A 16,933-nucleotide genomic window follows, 5' to 3' on the forward strand; every position below is an offset into this window, starting at 1 on the left:
TACTCAATCCCAGGAATCAATCTCCCTACCCGCAAGAGGATAAGGAGATTGATTCACCTGACAACTCTACTGTTTTATCTCAGACCAGACACGGTCATATGTCTGCAGAGATTCACCGACATCAATCGCATGTGCTGCTTTTGGATGATCAATTCCTTCACCGACAGTCATTTCAATTTCTTGCCTAATTTCATCAGGAAGTAATGTCATTGCTTCCTCATTCGGATTTACATAAGGATGGTCAAGAGTGATATCTTTGCTGACTTTGGGATCAAAAATAAAGTTAATGAACTTTTCTGCATTTTCTTTGTTCTTTGCTCCCTTTGGAATGACGAAGTTGTCCTGCCACAGGCTAAGGAAATCTTCAGGAATAATAACTTTGATGTTCGGGTTTTCCCTCATAGCAAGGGCTGCTTCGGCACCATAAACAACTCCGGCTTTTACTTCGTTACTAATCAAAAGATTCTTCGCATTATCACTGTCGTAAACTTTAATATTCGGTTTCAGCTTTTTTAATTCTTCTCCTGCTGCTACAATTTCTTTTTCATTCGTACTGTTTGAGCTATACCCAAGCATGCTCAACATGGCCCCCAGCATGGTACGCGGGTCATCCAAAATGACTAGGCTATCCTTAAAGTATGGATTAAACAGGTCTTTATAAGATTTCACTTCAATGTCCTCATCAACCAGCTCTTCATTAACAACAATAACTTCCGTTCCCCACATATATGGCAGTGAATAGTCATCATTCGGGTCAAAATCCCAACCAAGATAATCTTTACCAATATATTTCAGGTTGGGGATATTCTCTTTATTGATTTTTTCCAATTTATCTTGATTGATCAGAACTTCAATAAAATAAGTGGACGGCACCGCAAGGTCAAATTCTCCACCGCTGACGTTCAGTTTCGCGATCATTTCTTCATTCGAAGATATCTCGCTATAGTTCACTTTAATTCCAGTTTCCTCCTCAAACTGCTCAATTAAATGCTCAGGCAAATATTCAGACCAGTTCATGATATTGACGACTTCCTTTTTCGATCCACCTGTGCTGCTGCCACATCCTGTCAAAACAATACCAACTAGCATGATAACGATTACAAAAATAGCCCAATTCTTCAAGCGTTTCTCCATTACTGCCATTCCCCCCTGATTTTTATATTTGAATTAAATGCGCCTAGTTTTTATCAAGCTCCTCGAAAAACTGTGGGTTTTCACTTTATTCAGTCGGGGTTTAACCCCCCCACTGGATGAAATACCAATAGACTTTCATCTCACCACTTACAGGTGTGGGAGACTTCTGCTGAATGAAGTTAAAAGGCCGAGCAATAGCCCGGCCTAAAGAAAAAGCAACGGCGATCATGGTATACAAGCTATTTTCATACGTTGCCTGTTCCAATTGCAGACCCTTTCTTGCGTCTTATAATGGAGACGGATTCCGGCTCCTGTGCTTGAATTTTGTCATGAAATGGCGTTACTGATCCTGTCTGGCGATTTTTCCGTAATGTTTCCAAATCTACATCCCCGACAACAACAGCTTCCACATTTGGTCGGCTCTCAGCCACGACTCCTGCATTCGGGAAGGAAAAATCAATAGGAGAGAAAATGCCTGACTGTCCGCATCTTGCATCTGCAAGGGTAACATTCGTCATATTTCCGGACGACCCAGAAATAGCTGTATACACTTGATTTTCTACAGCCCTTGCTTGAGAACAATAGCGAACTCGTAAATAGCCTTGATCATTTTCTTCTGCAAATGGTGTAAATATAATTTGCGCTCCTTGATCGGCTGCTTTACGGGCAAGTTCTGGAAAGAGAATGTCGTAACCGATCAATATCGCTATTTTCCCGCAGTCCGTATCAAATACCTTTACATCTTTTCCCGGTTTGATACCAAGCCAGCTTTTCTCTGAGGGGGCGACATAAAGCTTGTGTTGCCTGTCAAAAGTGCCATTACGCCTAAATAGATAAGATACATTATAAATCTCGTTATCTTCTTCCACGTAATGTGATCCGGCAATAATATTAATACTGTATTTTAGAGCTAAATCAGAAAACAGCTGTATATAATTTTCCGTATAAGCAGTTACCTCTTGGGCATGCCCGCTCGGAAACCTTTCATTTGAAAAAGCAGCCAGCTGCATTGTAAGTGCTTCTGGAAATAAGACGAAATCCGACCTTACCTTGGAACTACTTCGAACGTAATACTCACATTGCTTAGCAAATTCCTCAAAAGACCGGACTTCTTTATAGTCATATTGGATGGAAGAAATACGCACAGGTAAAGAATGTCTGTAGTCCGTGTCTGAAGGAGGGGCATAATCCTCATTCACCCACTCCATTAATGTTGCATTTTCTAACGAGGCATTATCGTGGGGGAGATAGTTTTTTAGCACTTTCTTAAATTTAAATCCGTTCATTGTTTGAAATACGATAACAGGATCATATATTTTTTTTGTGATGACTTGGTTAACGTATTCTTCTGGCGTCAGCTTGTCAGCATACTTGTAATAATTAGGCATACGGCCGCCAAATAAAATACTCTTCAAATTATACTTCCGGCAAAGCTTCCGCCGCTCCTCATACAACCGGCGTCCAATCTTTAATTTCCGGTAATCCGGATGCACTACGACATCCAATCCATATAGATTCTTTCCATTTGGGTTATGATTTTGAATATAGCCTTTTCCGGAAATTTGATCAATAGTGTGGTCTTCACCATAATCCTCAAAGTTAATAATGATACTGGAGCATGCCCCTATGATTTTTCCGCCATATTCAACACAAAACTGCCCTTCTGGAAAAATATTAATATGGCTTCTGTAATGCTTGGCTTCAAAAGCAACTTCGGGAAGCCCAAAACTTAAATTGGCGACCTTTACAACTTCTTCAATGTCCTCTTCACGAATATTGCGGATGATGATTTCATTTTGATACTTATCAGTGTCTGCTTCACTCATAAATACACTCCTCTCCCTTTCTTTTTTTACAAAAAGGAGAGAAATACTCTCTCCTTTTATCAAATGCGCCTTGGCTTACTTGCACCCAGTTTTTTTCGAGTTTCGCTCGATAAATTCCCTCTGAAAATGTGGCATCTACCATTTAGCCGGGGTTTGAACCCCTACTGAATGGAATACTGATATGCTTTCATCTCACCATTTACAGATGTGGGAGACTTCTGCTAAATGAAGTTAAATCTCTTCATATGCGTCAATGGCTGGCTTACCTGCACAAAATAGAGTTTTCTTTTGTGATAGATTCATAATGATAGAGAATACTGTTTCCGAACGGCGGTGCTCCGGTGCCTTTTCATTAGGGAAATGATTAATGGAGTTCGGATAATTATATTTATCGGTAAACCATCTCTTAAAGCTACCCTCATTAATCGTTTCTCCCTTTGCCAAGGCCGTATTGATGAGCTGCTCAGCACGTAGTTTTCTAATCATCGAATCTGTGTATTTAAATTCATTCAAATCTACTAAGTTCTTCAACAGCTCTTGTGAAAGAATATGGTTTGAATGAACAGCTGTACCGTTTGCTTCCGTAATCATGTCGATGCCAAATGGTGACACTTCAACGTTGGCGGCTAAAGACATGCCTTCCCCTTCGTGGCTTGCAATCATAAAATTGGCAGCAGAAGCCATTTGACCATTGTTGACTCTTGATAAGGCTTCATGGAAAGAAGAAGAGTTCAAAACAGCCCTTAAACCTAGGTGAATAGGAACTTCATCGGATTTTTTATCTGTAATTAAAGCATTCAGACAAACGGCCACACCAGCAGAGTTACAGCCGATTTTTCCAATAATCCCACCTTCAGTCACCATTGTAATATCAGGCTTACCCTTTTGTTTCATTCGAAGAAGCAACAGACTGTCAATCTGACTGCCTTTCCAATCCCAGTTTTGTCCTATAATCGTTTCATCGCAAGCAGGGGACGTTACGGCAATGGATGTACATCCATCTGAAAAAAGTTTGTCCTTTCGCCCAGTAAGAGCTATTTCACTTCGTGCATTCAATGCTAAAATATCCTCGAAACTGACGCCTGCTCCGCGTGCCACTCCTTCCATTTCCTCTATCAGCTCAGGGTCATATGCTTCAATTGCTTTTAAATGGTCAAGCCCAAGGTTACACGCTTCTTTCCAACTAATTTGATGATAACCGTAGAAAAGCTTCTCATATGTTTCCAAGCTGACTTGAATTTGCTCTTTTCCTTCACGACCATGCATTTCACCTATTTCACGCGGTGTTCCTTCCAAATCTAACTGTTTAATCATAGACGTTGTTCCTTCTTTCTCTTTAGGAAATATAATCCAAAAACTTAAAGTAATATTTCATAATTCCCAATCCAGTGGCGTTCATATTATGGAACGGAATGGGCTTTAGGTTTGAACGATCCAAAGGATTATTTTTATCCCCTTCATTGAGCATATTCATGGCCACAATTTTCCCTAAAAGCGTAGACATTGCCGCACCATGCCCCGCGTATCCAAAAGCAAAGTGGGTACCGTCATCCAACTGACCAATATATGGAATCCTTTCAACGGTAAACCCTACCTTTCCGCTCCACTTATAATCCACTTTAACATCTTTCAACGCAGGAAAGACGTCTACCATGCCAGCCTGTAAATTCTCGAAGAGTCTTCGGGCATCCCGTTTGCTCGTGGTTCGTCCCGATCCTCCGAATACCATACGGTTATCTGCGGAAAGCCTGAAGTAATACAACAGGTTCTTTGTGTCACAGGCTGCGCGATTATATTTCATCAGATTACTGCACAATTCCTTAGGAAGCGTTTCGGTAGCAAGAACAATACTCTCGACGGGTACAATTGATTTCTTGATTAGTTTATGAACATCCGTCGTATAAGCATTAACAAACATCCCCACCTGCTTTGCGGAGATACGCCCATTGTTCGTCTCAACAATCACTCGATCATGAGATACCCGCTTAATATTGATAGCTTCCGAGTGTTCATAGATTGTGCCACCGCTTTTTTCCACCGCGTTGGCCAAGCCAAGACAATAATTCAATGGATGAAAAATAGCACTTTTTTCATCAATATGAGCGCCATGGTAAAAATCAGAGTCCATTTCGGTATGCATATCTTGTTTTTCCACAATATTTGTCTCAAATTGATAGTTTTTATATAAAAATTCCTGTTCCCGTCTCATTCCATCCAAGTGTGATGGTTTGTATGCTGCAAGCATATTACCATTTCGGAAAAAATCGCACTGGATATTTTCTTTCTTAATAATGCTTTCAATCAAGTCGATGCTGTCCAAAGACATATGAAACATCTGCTTTGCTGTGTCATGTCCATATTTTTCGGCCAGCGCTTGCATAGACATAACATAACCAATAAGTACTTCTCCTCCGTTCCTTCCACTGGCTCCAGAACCTACAGTATTGGACTCCAGTACAACAGTTTTCACATTTCTCTGTTGCAGGTGGTAGGCTACGGAAAGCCCAGTAAAACCGCCTCCTATGATAACAACGTCACACGTTTCCTCCCCTTGCTGCACAGGTCTTCTCTTCAGATCATTTGCTGTTGCTTGCCACAACGATTTGTTGCTCATGCTCCCACTCCTTCGAATTTAGCAGCTGTCACTATACATATTACTGTTTCACTTCAGACCATGCACGATCATAGTACTTAATCGCTTCTCCGACGTCCTTTGCATGTACACCCCGCTCAAATTCTTCATCCGTCAATTCCAGCTCCTGCTTGACATCATCAGGAAGCAATTCAAGCGCAGCCTTATTCGGGTTATGATATGGATAATCCATTGTAATTTCTTTGCTTATTTCAGGACGCAAAATAAAGTCAATAAATTTTTCTGCATTTTCTTTGTGTGGTGCCCCCTTAGGGATAACGAAATTATCTTGCCATAAGCTAAGATGATCTTCAGGAAGAACCATCTTGATGCTTGGGTTTTCTCTCATAGCAAGCGCTGCTTCAGCTCCATAAACGACTCCAGCTTTCACCTCTCCGCTGACAAGCAAGTTTTTCGGACTGTCACTATCGAATGCTTTAATATTTGGCATCAGCTTTTTCAATTCCTTACCAGCCTTCATAATCTCATCTTCGTTTGTACTATTTACGGAATATCCCATCATTTCCAGCATGGCTCCTAACATAGTACGGGGATCATCAACTACAACAAGACTATCTTTCAGCTTTGGGTTAAACAAATCTTTATAGCTCTTTATCTTAAAGTCTACCAGATCTTCATTATATGCAATGATTTCTGTCCCCCACATGTACGGAACAGAGTATTCATCTTCTGGATCAAAATCCCATCCCATAAACTTTTCATCGATATTTTTCAAGTTCGGTATATTGTCTTTATTCATTTTCTCAAGCTGCCCCTCATTAATCAGCACCTCGATAAAATAAGTCGAAGGGACAGCTATATCGTAAGTAGCATTCCCAACGTTCAACTTCGCAATAAGCTCTTCATTAGATGAGATTGTGCTGTAGTTGACTTTAATTCCTGTCTCTTCTTCAAATTGCTTAATCAATTCTTCAGGCAAATATTCTGACCAATTTAGAATGTTGACCACATTTTCATCCTTGCCGTCAGCTCCAGTGCCCCCACATCCAGCGATCAGCAGAACAAACACTAATGCAGATACAAGTAAGCCTGCCCTTTTAAATCTCATTTAGACATTCTCCTTTAGATGCTAGAAATTTTTATCCACCTTCTCGCCTGAGATACCAACCAAAAGCTTGTGAATCAAATGCGCTTTTGCGTATTTGCAAACAGATTTTTATCGAGCTTTCGCTCGCTAAATTTTCTCTGAAAATCTTTGGCATCCGCCGAGGACTATCACTTTATTCAGCGGGGTTTGAACCCCCTCTGAATAGAATACCAATAGGCATTCATCTCACCGCTTACAGGAGCGGAAGACTTCTGCTGAATGAAATTAGATTGTATTTCACTTAGATTTCGAGAGCATATTCCTCCACATAAGCCAAGACCATTCCCTTGACAACTTCCTCCCCCTCCCGAACCTCCACTGAAGATATTTTTCCTTGGTAAGTCTTTTTGATTTCCAGTATGGTATCATCCTTTTGCCTAATTTTAAAGAATGTATTACAGCGTTTTTGGGTAAGGTTTTCTTGAATACGGAACCTAACTAGTACTCCGTCACAAGGGCTTAAAATCATTTCTTCCATTAACACTATCCTCCCCCTCTTTAACCGATTTTTCAATTTTTTACAAAGGAATCGCTTTCATTTTTGAAAAAACCAAAGTTTCAATTAATTCTCGTTAAAAGAGCTTGCAGCAGTTAACAACGTTAACTGACTGCATGTTGCTCTCTCTTGCTTTTGGCTTTTTCAGCTACTTCATCCTTGTATTCTATTTTAAACCCGATCATCCCATAAATAATGGAAATGATTGGGCTAATCAAACATAGAAACGCAAAAGGCAGATAGCTCAATGTAGCAACACCAAGCGTAGTCGCCATAAAGGCTCCGCATGTATTCCAAGGAACAAGCGGTGATGTCATCGTCCCAGCATCTTCAAGTGTACGGGATAGGTTTTTTGCCTTTAGTCCACGCTTTTCATATTCCGCAGCATACATTCGTCCAGGAACAATGATAGACAGGTACTGATCACAGCCGACGATATTTGCTGATATACAAGTCGCAACCGTTGCAGCAATAAGACTTCCAGTCTTTTTGGCTAATTTTAAGATACCTTGGACAATTGCTTCGAAAATTCCCGTCCTTTCCAGAACACCCCCGAAACACATGGCTATAATGATCAAAGAAACCGTATACAATACTGATTCTATACCGCCATTATTCAATAGATTGTCCACAATCTCAATATCTGTGTTGATAGAATACCCGTAATATAAAATGTTTATGGCGTCTCCAACAGGAACTTTTTGGACTACAACAGCACAGATTGCTCCAAGAAGCGAGCCAATTGTCAATCCAGGAAGAGCTGGAATCTTAAAAATCATCATTACAATAATAAATGACGGAACTAACAGCAACCAAGGTGATATTGTAAAAATTTCTCCGAGCTGGGACTGAAGCAGTTGCACCTCTGACATTTCAGTGCCTTGCCCCGCGAATTTAATACCCATCACTGCATAAATGATCAACGCAATGACAAGAGCCGGAATAGTCGTGTAAAGCATGTGCTTGATATGTTCAAAAAGCTCAACTCCGACAATACCTGGAGCCAAATTTGTCGTTTCGGAAAGCGGGGAAATTTTATCTCCAAAATACACGCCGGAAATAACAGCTCCTGCTACCATAGCCGGATTCATACCAAGTCCTTGACCGATTCCCATAATCGCAATCCCGATAGTTCCTGCAGCAGTCCAAGCATTCCCCGAGGCAATGGAAACAATGCAAGAAATAGCACAAGCAGCAACAAGGAAATATCCTGGTGCCAGAATATCCAACCCGTAATAAATCATCGTTGGGACGATTCCAGCAGCTATCCAGGAACCGATGATTGCACCGATTACCATTAGGATGGTGATTGCTTGAAGTGCCATCCTGACTGCATCAAGCATACCCTCTTCGATTTCTTTCCATTTATATCCGAGCCGCAGCGCAACGATTGCAGCAACTCCTGCGCTTAAAAGCAGCGGAATATGAGGGTCTGACTTATATATGAATATCCCTGTAAATAGAGCAATCACCATAAATCCAATTGGAATCAAAGCTACAAGTAAAGTAGGTTTTTTTACATCTTGCCGTTCTTGTTGTTTTTTCAAATTTATGTAACCTCCTGATGAAAAAAGCGTTATCATTTACTAATGCAATATTCGTGCCAAGAATGAAAGGGGTTACTGATAACGTTTTCTTTATTAAAGATGCCTAAGGTTATTCAAAAATGAATAATGATTGCTGATTTGCATGGCTTTTTGAAAGTTGGGTGTCTTTTTATTAAAAAAAGCCGCTTCTGCAAACGAGAAGCGAAGCTTTATTTACAGCTTTCTAATCACTTTTTCAAAGACATCCAACGTTTGGTCAATTTCTTCCTCTCCATGTGCAGTTGAAATGCTATAACGGTTCAACGGCTTTGTATAGATTCCCTCATTGATTAATTGGAAATCTAATTCTCTTCTTAATTCAAAGTCAGCGTTTTGCAGGTCCCGGTAATTCAGAATTCGGTCTTTTTCAGTGAAAATCAGGTTGAAAATGGAGCCTAAACCCAATGTTTGTACCGGTATTCCCCGTTGGGAGAAAAGCTTGCTGATTCCTGCTTTCAGCTTTTCAGCTGATTCATTGATTCGATTGATCTCCTCCTCCAAAACGGCTATTGTTTCAAGACCTGCTGCCAGAATAGAGGGATGCCCATTATACGTTCCACTATGAAAAAGCACGTCCCTAGCCCTGGAATTTTTACTTTGACTATTGTCAAACACATCTGAAGCTGCCTTTGGAAGACTTACCTCCATAACATTTTTTCGTCCTCCTGTAACACCAATCGGGTACCCCCCACCAACTGCCTTACCAAGCGCCGTCAAATCCGGTTTAATATTGTAATGCTCCTGAGCTCCTCCCATTCCCAGCCGGAAACACGTTTTCACTTCATCAAATATCAGAAGAATTTCCAATTCCTCCGTCAATTTCCGAAGACCTTCCATAAAACCTCTCTCGGCCGGAATGAACCCGCCCTGAATGGGCTCCACGATAATCGCAGCCAGTTCATCTTTCCATTTCCTCAGAATATTTGAAGCTGCATCTAAATCATTGAACGGCAAAATGACCGTATGCTCTTCATGATAGTGATCCATCCCTTTGGACTCAGCAACCGACTTTGGCTGATGAGGACTTCCGGCTTCTGCTAATGACGGATTCACACTAACTAAAACCTGATCGTATCCACCATGGTAATGCCCTTCAAATTTTGCAATTTTATTTTTACCTGTGTAGGCGCATGCCAAGCGAATCGCCAACAAAGTTGCTTCTGTGCCTGAGTTTGTATATCGCAGCAGTTCAATGCTCGGATAAAGCTGTTGAATTTTCTTTCCCATTTCAACTTCCAACCGGTGCGGAGTTCCAAATAAGTAGGTACCATCATCATTTAACTGCTCTTGTACCGCCTGGAGTATTCTCGGGTGTCCATGCCCAAGGACCAACGCTCCATAGGAAAGCAAATAATCAATATATTCATTTCCATCTAAATCATACAAGCGGCTCCCCTTCCCTTTTTCCATAATGATGGGATAAGGTGAAAAAAATTTAATATTGGCCGTCGTCCCTCCTGGCATGACTTTACTTGCTTCCTTATAAAATTCCAAAGATTTTGGAGTTCTTTCTACGAAGCGTTTGATTCCCATTCCTCTTTCACTGATTGCCACTGATCAGCACCTCTTTTGAGTAATTTTTATTTCTTTATTAAACATATTATGAAATATTTATTTCATTATATCCTATAAACACCTATTTTAAATAAAAATTTCTTTTTTTAATATAAATGTAATAAATATTGCATATAGATCTTAAATGTAATATCTTTAATGACATAGGGCGCTCTAATCAACCACTTTTCAGCGTTTTGATAAGAGCCTTTTACAAAAGAGAAGTAAGCTCTCTAAAGGGAACATATTCGGGAGTTTTGAAAAACCATCCACTGTATTACACGGATTGTCATATTAAGCCGCATCCTCATTACAAACAAATTTATTCAACAGAATTGAAGGGTGGAATAAATGGAAAACTATAACGTATATAACCATATTGCTGACAAAATACCTGAAATGAGCAAATCACATAAAAAAATTGCCAGTTATATTTTGAACAACACAAATGTCGTTCCTTTTTTTAATGTGGCAACTCTAGCCAAAAAAGCCGATGTGAGCGAAGCTACAGTCGTACGGTTCGCTTCCTTTCTCGGATATTCGGGCTATCCCGAGCTGCAATCCAGGATGCAAAGCTCCATTCAGAAACAATTGACCACAACGGAACGACTAAAGATGACAACAGATGTTTATGATGACCGTACCCAATGGATATACGATATTTTTTATGATGACATGGAGAATATCAAGGCGACTATGGCAACATTGGATATAGAACAATTTCATCAGGCAGTCGACCTTTTACAGGAAGCGGATAAAATATATATCGCAGCCAATCGAAGTGCTGCAGCTTTGGGGATTTTCCTTCAATATTATTTGAACATCATTCTGGGGCATGCGGAGATGGTTCGTTCTGTCGAAAATCTGTCTGAACAATTGTATAGCCTCAATGAGAAAGATGTGGTCATCGGCATCAGTTTTCCACGTTATCCGAACAGCACAATTCAAACACTAGCCTTTGCTAAAGAAAGAGGGTCAAGAACCATTTGCATTACGGATAGCCTGCTTTCCCCCTTAATGCCTCATTCTGATGTTGCGTTGACTGCAACAAGTCAGATGCCGACATTCATTGATTCATTCACTGCTCCACTCAGCCTGATTAACGCGCTAGTAGTCAGTATCGGGAAAGGACGCATGAAAGAAGCCGAGTCACGCTTGGAGAAAATAGAAGAGGCCTGGGAGCGATTCGATGTATTTCATAAGAGAGGGTCTTCTAAGTGAAGAAAGCAATGGATAGCTGTTTATTGGCTTAGCTTGAGGAGACGGGCACCCTGCTGGGTCTCAAACTGCGTGTGCTTGCACTTCCTGTAGTCGAATCTCATACTGGCATTTTTAATGAGAGGTAAGCTAGTAATTCATTGATAAAAAAAGAACAGGAGCTCGCCTGTTCTTTTCTATGATGGATGTACTGCTTCCTTGGAGCCTCCCGTCAGCTATTGTCAACTCGACGCCTGTGTTCTGAATATCCTCGGCTAGTATCTCAAAAAATTTTTGCTCCAGTACTACGATATCAGCCAGTTTCCCCTCTTCAAGTGTTCCCAGCTCGATTTCCCGTAAAGTCCCGTAAGCTGAACCGGATGTGTAAGCTTTAATCACTTTAGAAAGCGTGATTCTTTCATGGGTTGGGCCAAACTTTTAACAGCTGGCTGAAAAATGATAGGTGATATCCATGATTCATCAGCATGGATGTTATTAGCGGCAAGCTTGCAATCTTTTATCCTCCTGATATGAAATCTGCTTTCTTATGTTCGAAGCTCTGCCACTCCTTTGGCATCAAATTGCATCCCTTCTTTTTTCAACCACTCAGCCATCTTTTCAATATCTTTGGAAAACACACGATCTGACTGTATAAACGGTACAATCTTCCGACCATTTTCTAAAAAGCTTCTTGTAACAGTTGCCATCTTGTCTTTTCCCCGTATTTCAGCCGCCTGCATACTGCATATCGCCTCAATGGCCAGTACACGACGTGTATTGGTGATAATTTGATAGGCATGTCTGGCCCCGATTGTTCCCATACTCACATGATCCTCCTGATTTGCAGAGGATGGAATTGAGTCAACGCTTGCCGGATGAGCTAGTGTTTTGTTTTCAGAAACTAAAGAAGCGGCAACATACTGCATAATCATTGCTCCTGATTGCAGGCCAGGTTCTGGACTTAAAAAGGGAGGTAAATCATTTAATTGCGGATTCACCAAGCGTTCGATCCTTCTTTCTGAGATATTTGCTAATTCCGCCACCGCAATCGACATGAAATCCATAGCTAATGCAATCGGCTGTCCATGAAAGTTGCCGCCTGATAAAACTTTTTCACCGTTTTCAAAGATTAATGGGTTGTCAGTAGCCGCATTCATTTCAATTTCTAATTTTTCCTTCGCATAATGTAACGCCTGCCATGTCGCACCATGAACTTGTGGTATGCATCGGATCGAATAGGCATCCTGGACGCGCAACTCTCCTTGTCTTGTCGTTAAATAACTACCTTTCAAATAAGCGCGGAACCTTTCAGCCACTTCCACTTGTTCTTTATAGCCACGTGCCAAGTGAATATCTTCATCAAATGCATCCCTGATTCCCCGCAACCCTTCTATCGTGACAGCCGAGATGATTTCGGATTGATAGGCCATTTTTTCCGCTTCTAAGTATGCAACCACTCCCATCGCTGTCATCGCCTGTGTTCCATTTATTAGAGCAAGCCCCTCTTTGGCCGTCAGGGTAATCGGGAAAATACCTTCTTTTGTCAAGGCATCTATCCCTGAAATTCTTTCACCCTTATAAAACACCTCTCCTTCTCCCATTAACACAAGAGCCAAATGTGAGAGCGGAGCCAAGTCTCCGCTGGCACCAAGAGACCCTTGCTGCGGGATTACAGGATGAATCTCTGCATTGACTAAATCCAGAAGTCTTTCAATAACAACAGGGCGTACACCAGAGAAACCCTTTAGCAATGCATTTGCTCGGAGTAGGAGCATGGCCCGTGAGACCATTTCCGGAAAAGGGTCACCGATCCCACAGGCATGGGAGCGGATTAAATTCAACTGTAATTCTTCCACATTCTCTTTGCCAATCAATACATCACTAAACTTTCCAAAGCCTGTATTGATACCATAGACAACTTTTTCTTCAGCAACAATTCTTTCAACAGCTTCTCGGCTTTTTTGGACTAGTTTTATACTTTCTTCGGTGAATCCCACCTTCTTCCGGTCAAAAAGAACCTGACGAACCTCAGAAAAAGAGAGTGATTGACCATTTAATTTAATCATTTTATTGGCTCCTTTCATTTTCCTTTAGTTGAATAAAGCTACAATAGAAAGGGGGCTATATCATGAAATCAATAATGATTTCATGATATAGCCCCCTATTAACTAGTAAACTATGGGCAAGTCATATGTGATTAATTCCTAAACCAATCGTTTCGTGCTCGGAACCCTTGACAGGTGCACCAATTGTCCCATACAAAGAAACGGCAATCCACTCTCCTTCTTCCTCCTTTGTATACGGGTTTCCCCGCAACACGGCAAAAGTCAAGCCAACCGTCCTCAGTATAGACCCTAATTGTACCTGGCCACGTGTAACTCCATGCAAAGCCTCAATAATAGCATGATATAATGCATGCGATTCACGGTAAATATCCGCTTGGATAATTCCATTTTTCTTGGCCGCTGTTTCAATCGCAGCAACGACTTTATGAGCATCCATTGAACCAACTTTTCCAACGCAGCCCTTCCAATTGGCCAGCTCCAGCTTTTTCAACTGTTCAGATGGGTGGTCAGACAGCAAAAGAAGAATGGCGTGACGACCAATACGAAGATCTTTATTCAAAGTCATCTAAACAACTCTTTCCATTTACCGCTCATCTAGAATCTAAAGACTAATAACTTCCTTTATTGTAAGCGCTTATTTATGGAGTGTCAACCACATTTCATTGTTCGCTGCGGATGATCAGTAGACTTAAAATGAGTATTGTAGCCTTAGTTCGTCGTAATTCTGCTGCTTTTCTAACATCGTTCCGTACTTGCTGTAATTCGCATGCCAAGAGAAAGCTTTTTCCAGTACGTGCGGTGTTTGTCCGCCGTGTTCAAGGGCTTCCTCATAATATGCCAAAAGCTGATCGCGATACAGTGGATGAGCACAATTTTGGATGATCAGCGGTGCCCTCTCTCTTGGGGCCAGCCCCCTTAAATCCGCATAACCCTGTTCCGTCACAACAATATCTACATCGTGTTCAGTGTGGTCCACATGTGATACGAATGGAACAATGCTGGAAATATCTCCATTTTTCGCAGTCGACTTTGTCACAAAAATAGCAAGGCGAGCATTTCTAGCAAAATCTCCAGATCCTCCAATTCCGTTCATCATTTTGGTTCCGGAAACATGCGTCGAATTGACGTTGCCGTATATGTCAAATTCCAGAGCCGTGTTGATGGATATCAAACCAAGCCTCCGAATGATTTCCGGATGGTTCGACAACTCTTGAGGCCGCATGATCAGTTTATCACGGTATATTTCAAAATTGCCGAAGACCTGCTTCATCTTCTCTTCTGACAAGGTAATAGAACAGCACGATGCAAAGTTGACCTTCCCTGCGTCGATCAAATCAAAGACAGCATCTTGTAATACCTCAGAGTATACCTCCAAATCTTTGAATTCCGAATTAAGCATTCCATATAGGACTGCATTGGCAACAGAACCGATGCCCGACTGTAGAGGAGCCAGGCGCTCCGTGAGCCTGCCTTTCTTGACTTCGCTTCTTAAAAACGAAATTAGATGTTGAGCCATGATCTCTGTTTCGTGATCTGGAGGGACTATGTTGGACGGAGAATCCAATTGATCCGTGAACACAATCCCTATCACTTTTTCCGGATCTACGGGAATCCCGATCGTTCCAATCCGATCAGCCACAGTTGTCAACGGTATGGGGAAGCGTTCCCCTTGTTTTTCCGGGTCATATAAATCATGTAACCCTTCCAGCAATTCCGGCTGAGCCATATTAATTTCAATAATGACTGCCTTAGCATGCTTAGCGAATGACAAAGAGTTTCCAATGGACGTCGTAGGGATGACCATTCCATCCTCTGTAATCGAAATCGCTTCCAAGATTGCAATATCAATCGGGTTGATCGTATTCTCCCGTACATACTCAGCGGTATGGGATAAATGGTGATCGACAAAAAGTAGCTCACCTTCATTAATTTTCTTCCGCATAGTAGAATCTGCTTGAAATGGTAGTCGTTTATGAATGATACCTGCTTCAGCAAAAACTTTATCTATATCTGATCCCAGAGATGCCCCGGTAAAAATATTTACCTTGATCTGTTCTTCTTTTGCCCTTTCAAGCAACGCAAAGGGAACCGCTTTCACATCTCCTGCGCGAGTGAAGCCGCTTAGTCCCAACGTCATTCCATCTTTTATCCAAGATGCTGCTTCTTCAGCCGATACGACACGATTTTTCAAACGAGGGTCTCTTATGCGATCATATAGTTTCCCCATGAATAATCCCTCTTTCTCAGAATCTATAGTTAAAAATCATTTTAGATCACTATGCAGGTATAATGAGAAAAAGGGACTAGAATGGGGGATTCAATGCTTGAAGCAAGTAAATATTTGTTTAAAACAGAACATTTTTAAAAACCGAGAAGCTTCCGAAAATAACTGGAATAAGATTGACTGACTGGGATCCTTGTCTGATTATTCATTTCCAATACAAATGTTGAATGAGTATCAGGATAAATCGCCTGAATGTGATGGACATTGACAATAAAGGATCGATGACAGCGGATAAAAGACTCCCTCGGCAATAGATATTCGAATTCCTGTAAAGTGTCTTTGTGTGTTCCAGAAATTCCATCAGCATAAACGTGAGTTTTCCTGTCTTTTACCTCCAAATATTTTACCTTTTCAAAGGAAACTGGAATCCACCCATCATGCGTCTTAACCGTCACGGCTGATTGTCCCTCTGTAAGAACAGGATAAATAGCTGTAACGCATCCTTCTAGGCTTCCGCCATATTGAAAAGGGACAGCCATTCCATGATAAGGCACCCCGTATACCTCTCGATCAATAAATTCAGAAACCTTCTGCCTAGTGGTTAGAGCTTTATATGTGATCGTTCCTTCTTTAATCGGGTCGCCCGGCTTGACTTTCAAATCAATCCGCTTGCTTGGACGATAGTATATATATTCCTTTGTATTTGCTACAGCAATAGAAATTTCATCGGAAAACAGCTCTCCGATCACATTTAAAAGTGACAAATTGTCCATTGGAACCACCTTTGATATTTTATCCCCTTAGACAAGTATATAATATTTCTTTATGATTCAGCATGAATTAACGTTTTATGCTCTCCTGTGCGTTATAACAATATGTGGATATTCTCAAAAATTTCACAGCAAAAAAGCATACAAGGAAAAATTATAACTTTCCCTTGCATGCTTTCTTTCAATATCCATGGCGAAAATGCTTTAAAAATGTATTCAGTCTCTCCGTCTTCGGATTTTCCAATATCTGCTCTGGTGGCCCTTGCTCCACGATCTTCCCCTTGTCGATGAAGACGACACGATCAGAGATTTCTCGGGCAAAGTCCATTTCATGTGTTAC

The 16,933-nt window shown here is 41.1% G+C and carries 14 protein-coding genes and 1 pseudogene; 1 reads left to right on the top strand and 14 read right to left on the bottom strand.

The annotated features are described in order from the left end of the window. Positions 1 to 66 precede the first annotated feature (66 nt). The 8 genes from H9631_RS14800 to H9631_RS14835 form a co-directional block, all read right to left on the bottom strand. The gene (locus H9631_RS14800; RefSeq protein WP_225221065.1) at positions 67 to 1,134 is read right to left on the bottom strand and encodes an ABC transporter substrate-binding protein; all 1,068 of its coding nucleotides are present in this window, start codon (positions 1,132 to 1,134) and stop codon (positions 67 to 69) included. A gap of 245 nt (positions 1,135 to 1,379) precedes the next feature. Continuing rightward, positions 1,380 to 2,960, bottom strand: coding sequence for a bifunctional GNAT family N-acetyltransferase/carbon-nitrogen hydrolase family protein (locus H9631_RS14805; protein ID WP_191814104.1), 1,581 nt, complete (start codon positions 2,958 to 2,960; stop codon positions 1,380 to 1,382). A gap of 231 nt (positions 2,961 to 3,191) precedes the next feature. Beyond that, positions 3,192 to 4,274, bottom strand: coding sequence for a C45 family autoproteolytic acyltransferase/hydolase (locus H9631_RS14810; RefSeq protein ID WP_191814106.1), 1,083 nt, complete (start codon positions 4,272 to 4,274; stop codon positions 3,192 to 3,194). Between the two features lie 22 nt (positions 4,275 to 4,296). Next, a complete protein-coding gene (locus tag H9631_RS14815; RefSeq protein ID WP_191814108.1) occupies positions 4,297 to 5,574 on the bottom strand; it encodes an NAD(P)/FAD-dependent oxidoreductase in 1,278 nt (425 codons plus the stop codon). Positions 5,575 to 5,614: 40 nt separating this feature from the next. Continuing rightward, positions 5,615 to 6,661 (bottom strand): ABC transporter substrate-binding protein, encoded by a 1,047-nt coding sequence (locus H9631_RS14820; RefSeq protein WP_191814110.1) that lies wholly within the window; start codon positions 6,659 to 6,661, stop codon positions 5,615 to 5,617. A 280-nt stretch (positions 6,662 to 6,941) separates the two neighbouring features. Beyond that, positions 6,942 to 7,178, bottom strand: coding sequence for a hypothetical protein (locus H9631_RS14825; protein ID WP_191814112.1), 237 nt, complete (start codon positions 7,176 to 7,178; stop codon positions 6,942 to 6,944). 122 nt (positions 7,179 to 7,300) lie between these two features. Next, positions 7,301 to 8,743 carry a Na+/H+ antiporter NhaC gene (nhaC, locus tag H9631_RS14830; protein ID WP_225221066.1) on the bottom strand — a complete coding sequence of 481 codons (1,443 nt, stop codon included), beginning with the start codon at positions 8,741 to 8,743 and terminating at the stop codon, positions 7,301 to 7,303. A 213-nt stretch (positions 8,744 to 8,956) separates the two neighbouring features. Beyond that, the gene (locus H9631_RS14835; RefSeq protein ID WP_318246817.1) at positions 8,957 to 10,336 is read right to left on the bottom strand and encodes an aspartate aminotransferase family protein; all 1,380 of its coding nucleotides are present in this window, start codon (positions 10,334 to 10,336) and stop codon (positions 8,957 to 8,959) included. 351 nt (positions 10,337 to 10,687) lie between these two features. Here H9631_RS14835 and H9631_RS14840 point away from each other — a divergent pair, with 351 nt between their 5' ends. Beyond that, on the top strand, positions 10,688 to 11,557 hold the full coding sequence (locus H9631_RS14840) for a MurR/RpiR family transcriptional regulator (protein WP_191814116.1): 870 nt from the start codon (positions 10,688 to 10,690) through the stop codon (positions 11,555 to 11,557). Positions 11,558 to 11,683: 126 nt separating this feature from the next. Here H9631_RS14840 and H9631_RS14845 read toward each other — a convergent pair whose 3' ends face one another. From H9631_RS14845 to H9631_RS22405, 6 genes and pseudogenes are all read right to left on the bottom strand, one after another. Then, a complete protein-coding gene (locus tag H9631_RS14845) occupies positions 11,684 to 11,947 on the bottom strand; it encodes an amidohydrolase family protein (protein WP_191814133.1) in 264 nt (87 codons plus the stop codon). 131 nt (positions 11,948 to 12,078) lie between these two features. Continuing rightward, entirely contained in the window at positions 12,079 to 13,599 is a 1,521-nt protein-coding gene (hutH, locus tag H9631_RS14850) for a histidine ammonia-lyase (protein ID WP_191814118.1), read from the bottom strand. Positions 13,600 to 13,720: 121 nt separating this feature from the next. Next, positions 13,721 to 14,164 carry a hut operon transcriptional regulator HutP gene (gene hutP, locus H9631_RS14855; protein WP_191814120.1) on the bottom strand — a complete coding sequence of 148 codons (444 nt, stop codon included), beginning with the start codon at positions 14,162 to 14,164 and terminating at the stop codon, positions 13,721 to 13,723. Positions 14,165 to 14,287: 123 nt separating this feature from the next. After that, on the bottom strand, positions 14,288 to 15,826 hold the full coding sequence (locus tag H9631_RS14860; RefSeq protein WP_191814122.1) for an acetyl-CoA hydrolase/transferase family protein: 1,539 nt from the start codon (positions 15,824 to 15,826) through the stop codon (positions 14,288 to 14,290). Positions 15,827 to 15,960: 134 nt separating this feature from the next. Further along, the gene (locus H9631_RS14865) at positions 15,961 to 16,596 is read right to left on the bottom strand and encodes a LytTR family DNA-binding domain-containing protein (RefSeq protein ID WP_191814124.1); all 636 of its coding nucleotides are present in this window, start codon (positions 16,594 to 16,596) and stop codon (positions 15,961 to 15,963) included. Between the two features lie 178 nt (positions 16,597 to 16,774). Next, positions 16,775 to 16,933, bottom strand: a pseudogene (locus H9631_RS22405) (ectoine/hydroxyectoine ABC transporter ATP-binding protein EhuA); the annotation flags it as partial.

Origin of the sequence: Bacillus norwichensis (assembly GCF_014836955.1) — a bacterium.
GTDB classification, from domain to species: Bacteria; Bacillota; Bacilli; order Bacillales; family Bacillaceae_C; genus Siminovitchia; species Siminovitchia norwichensis.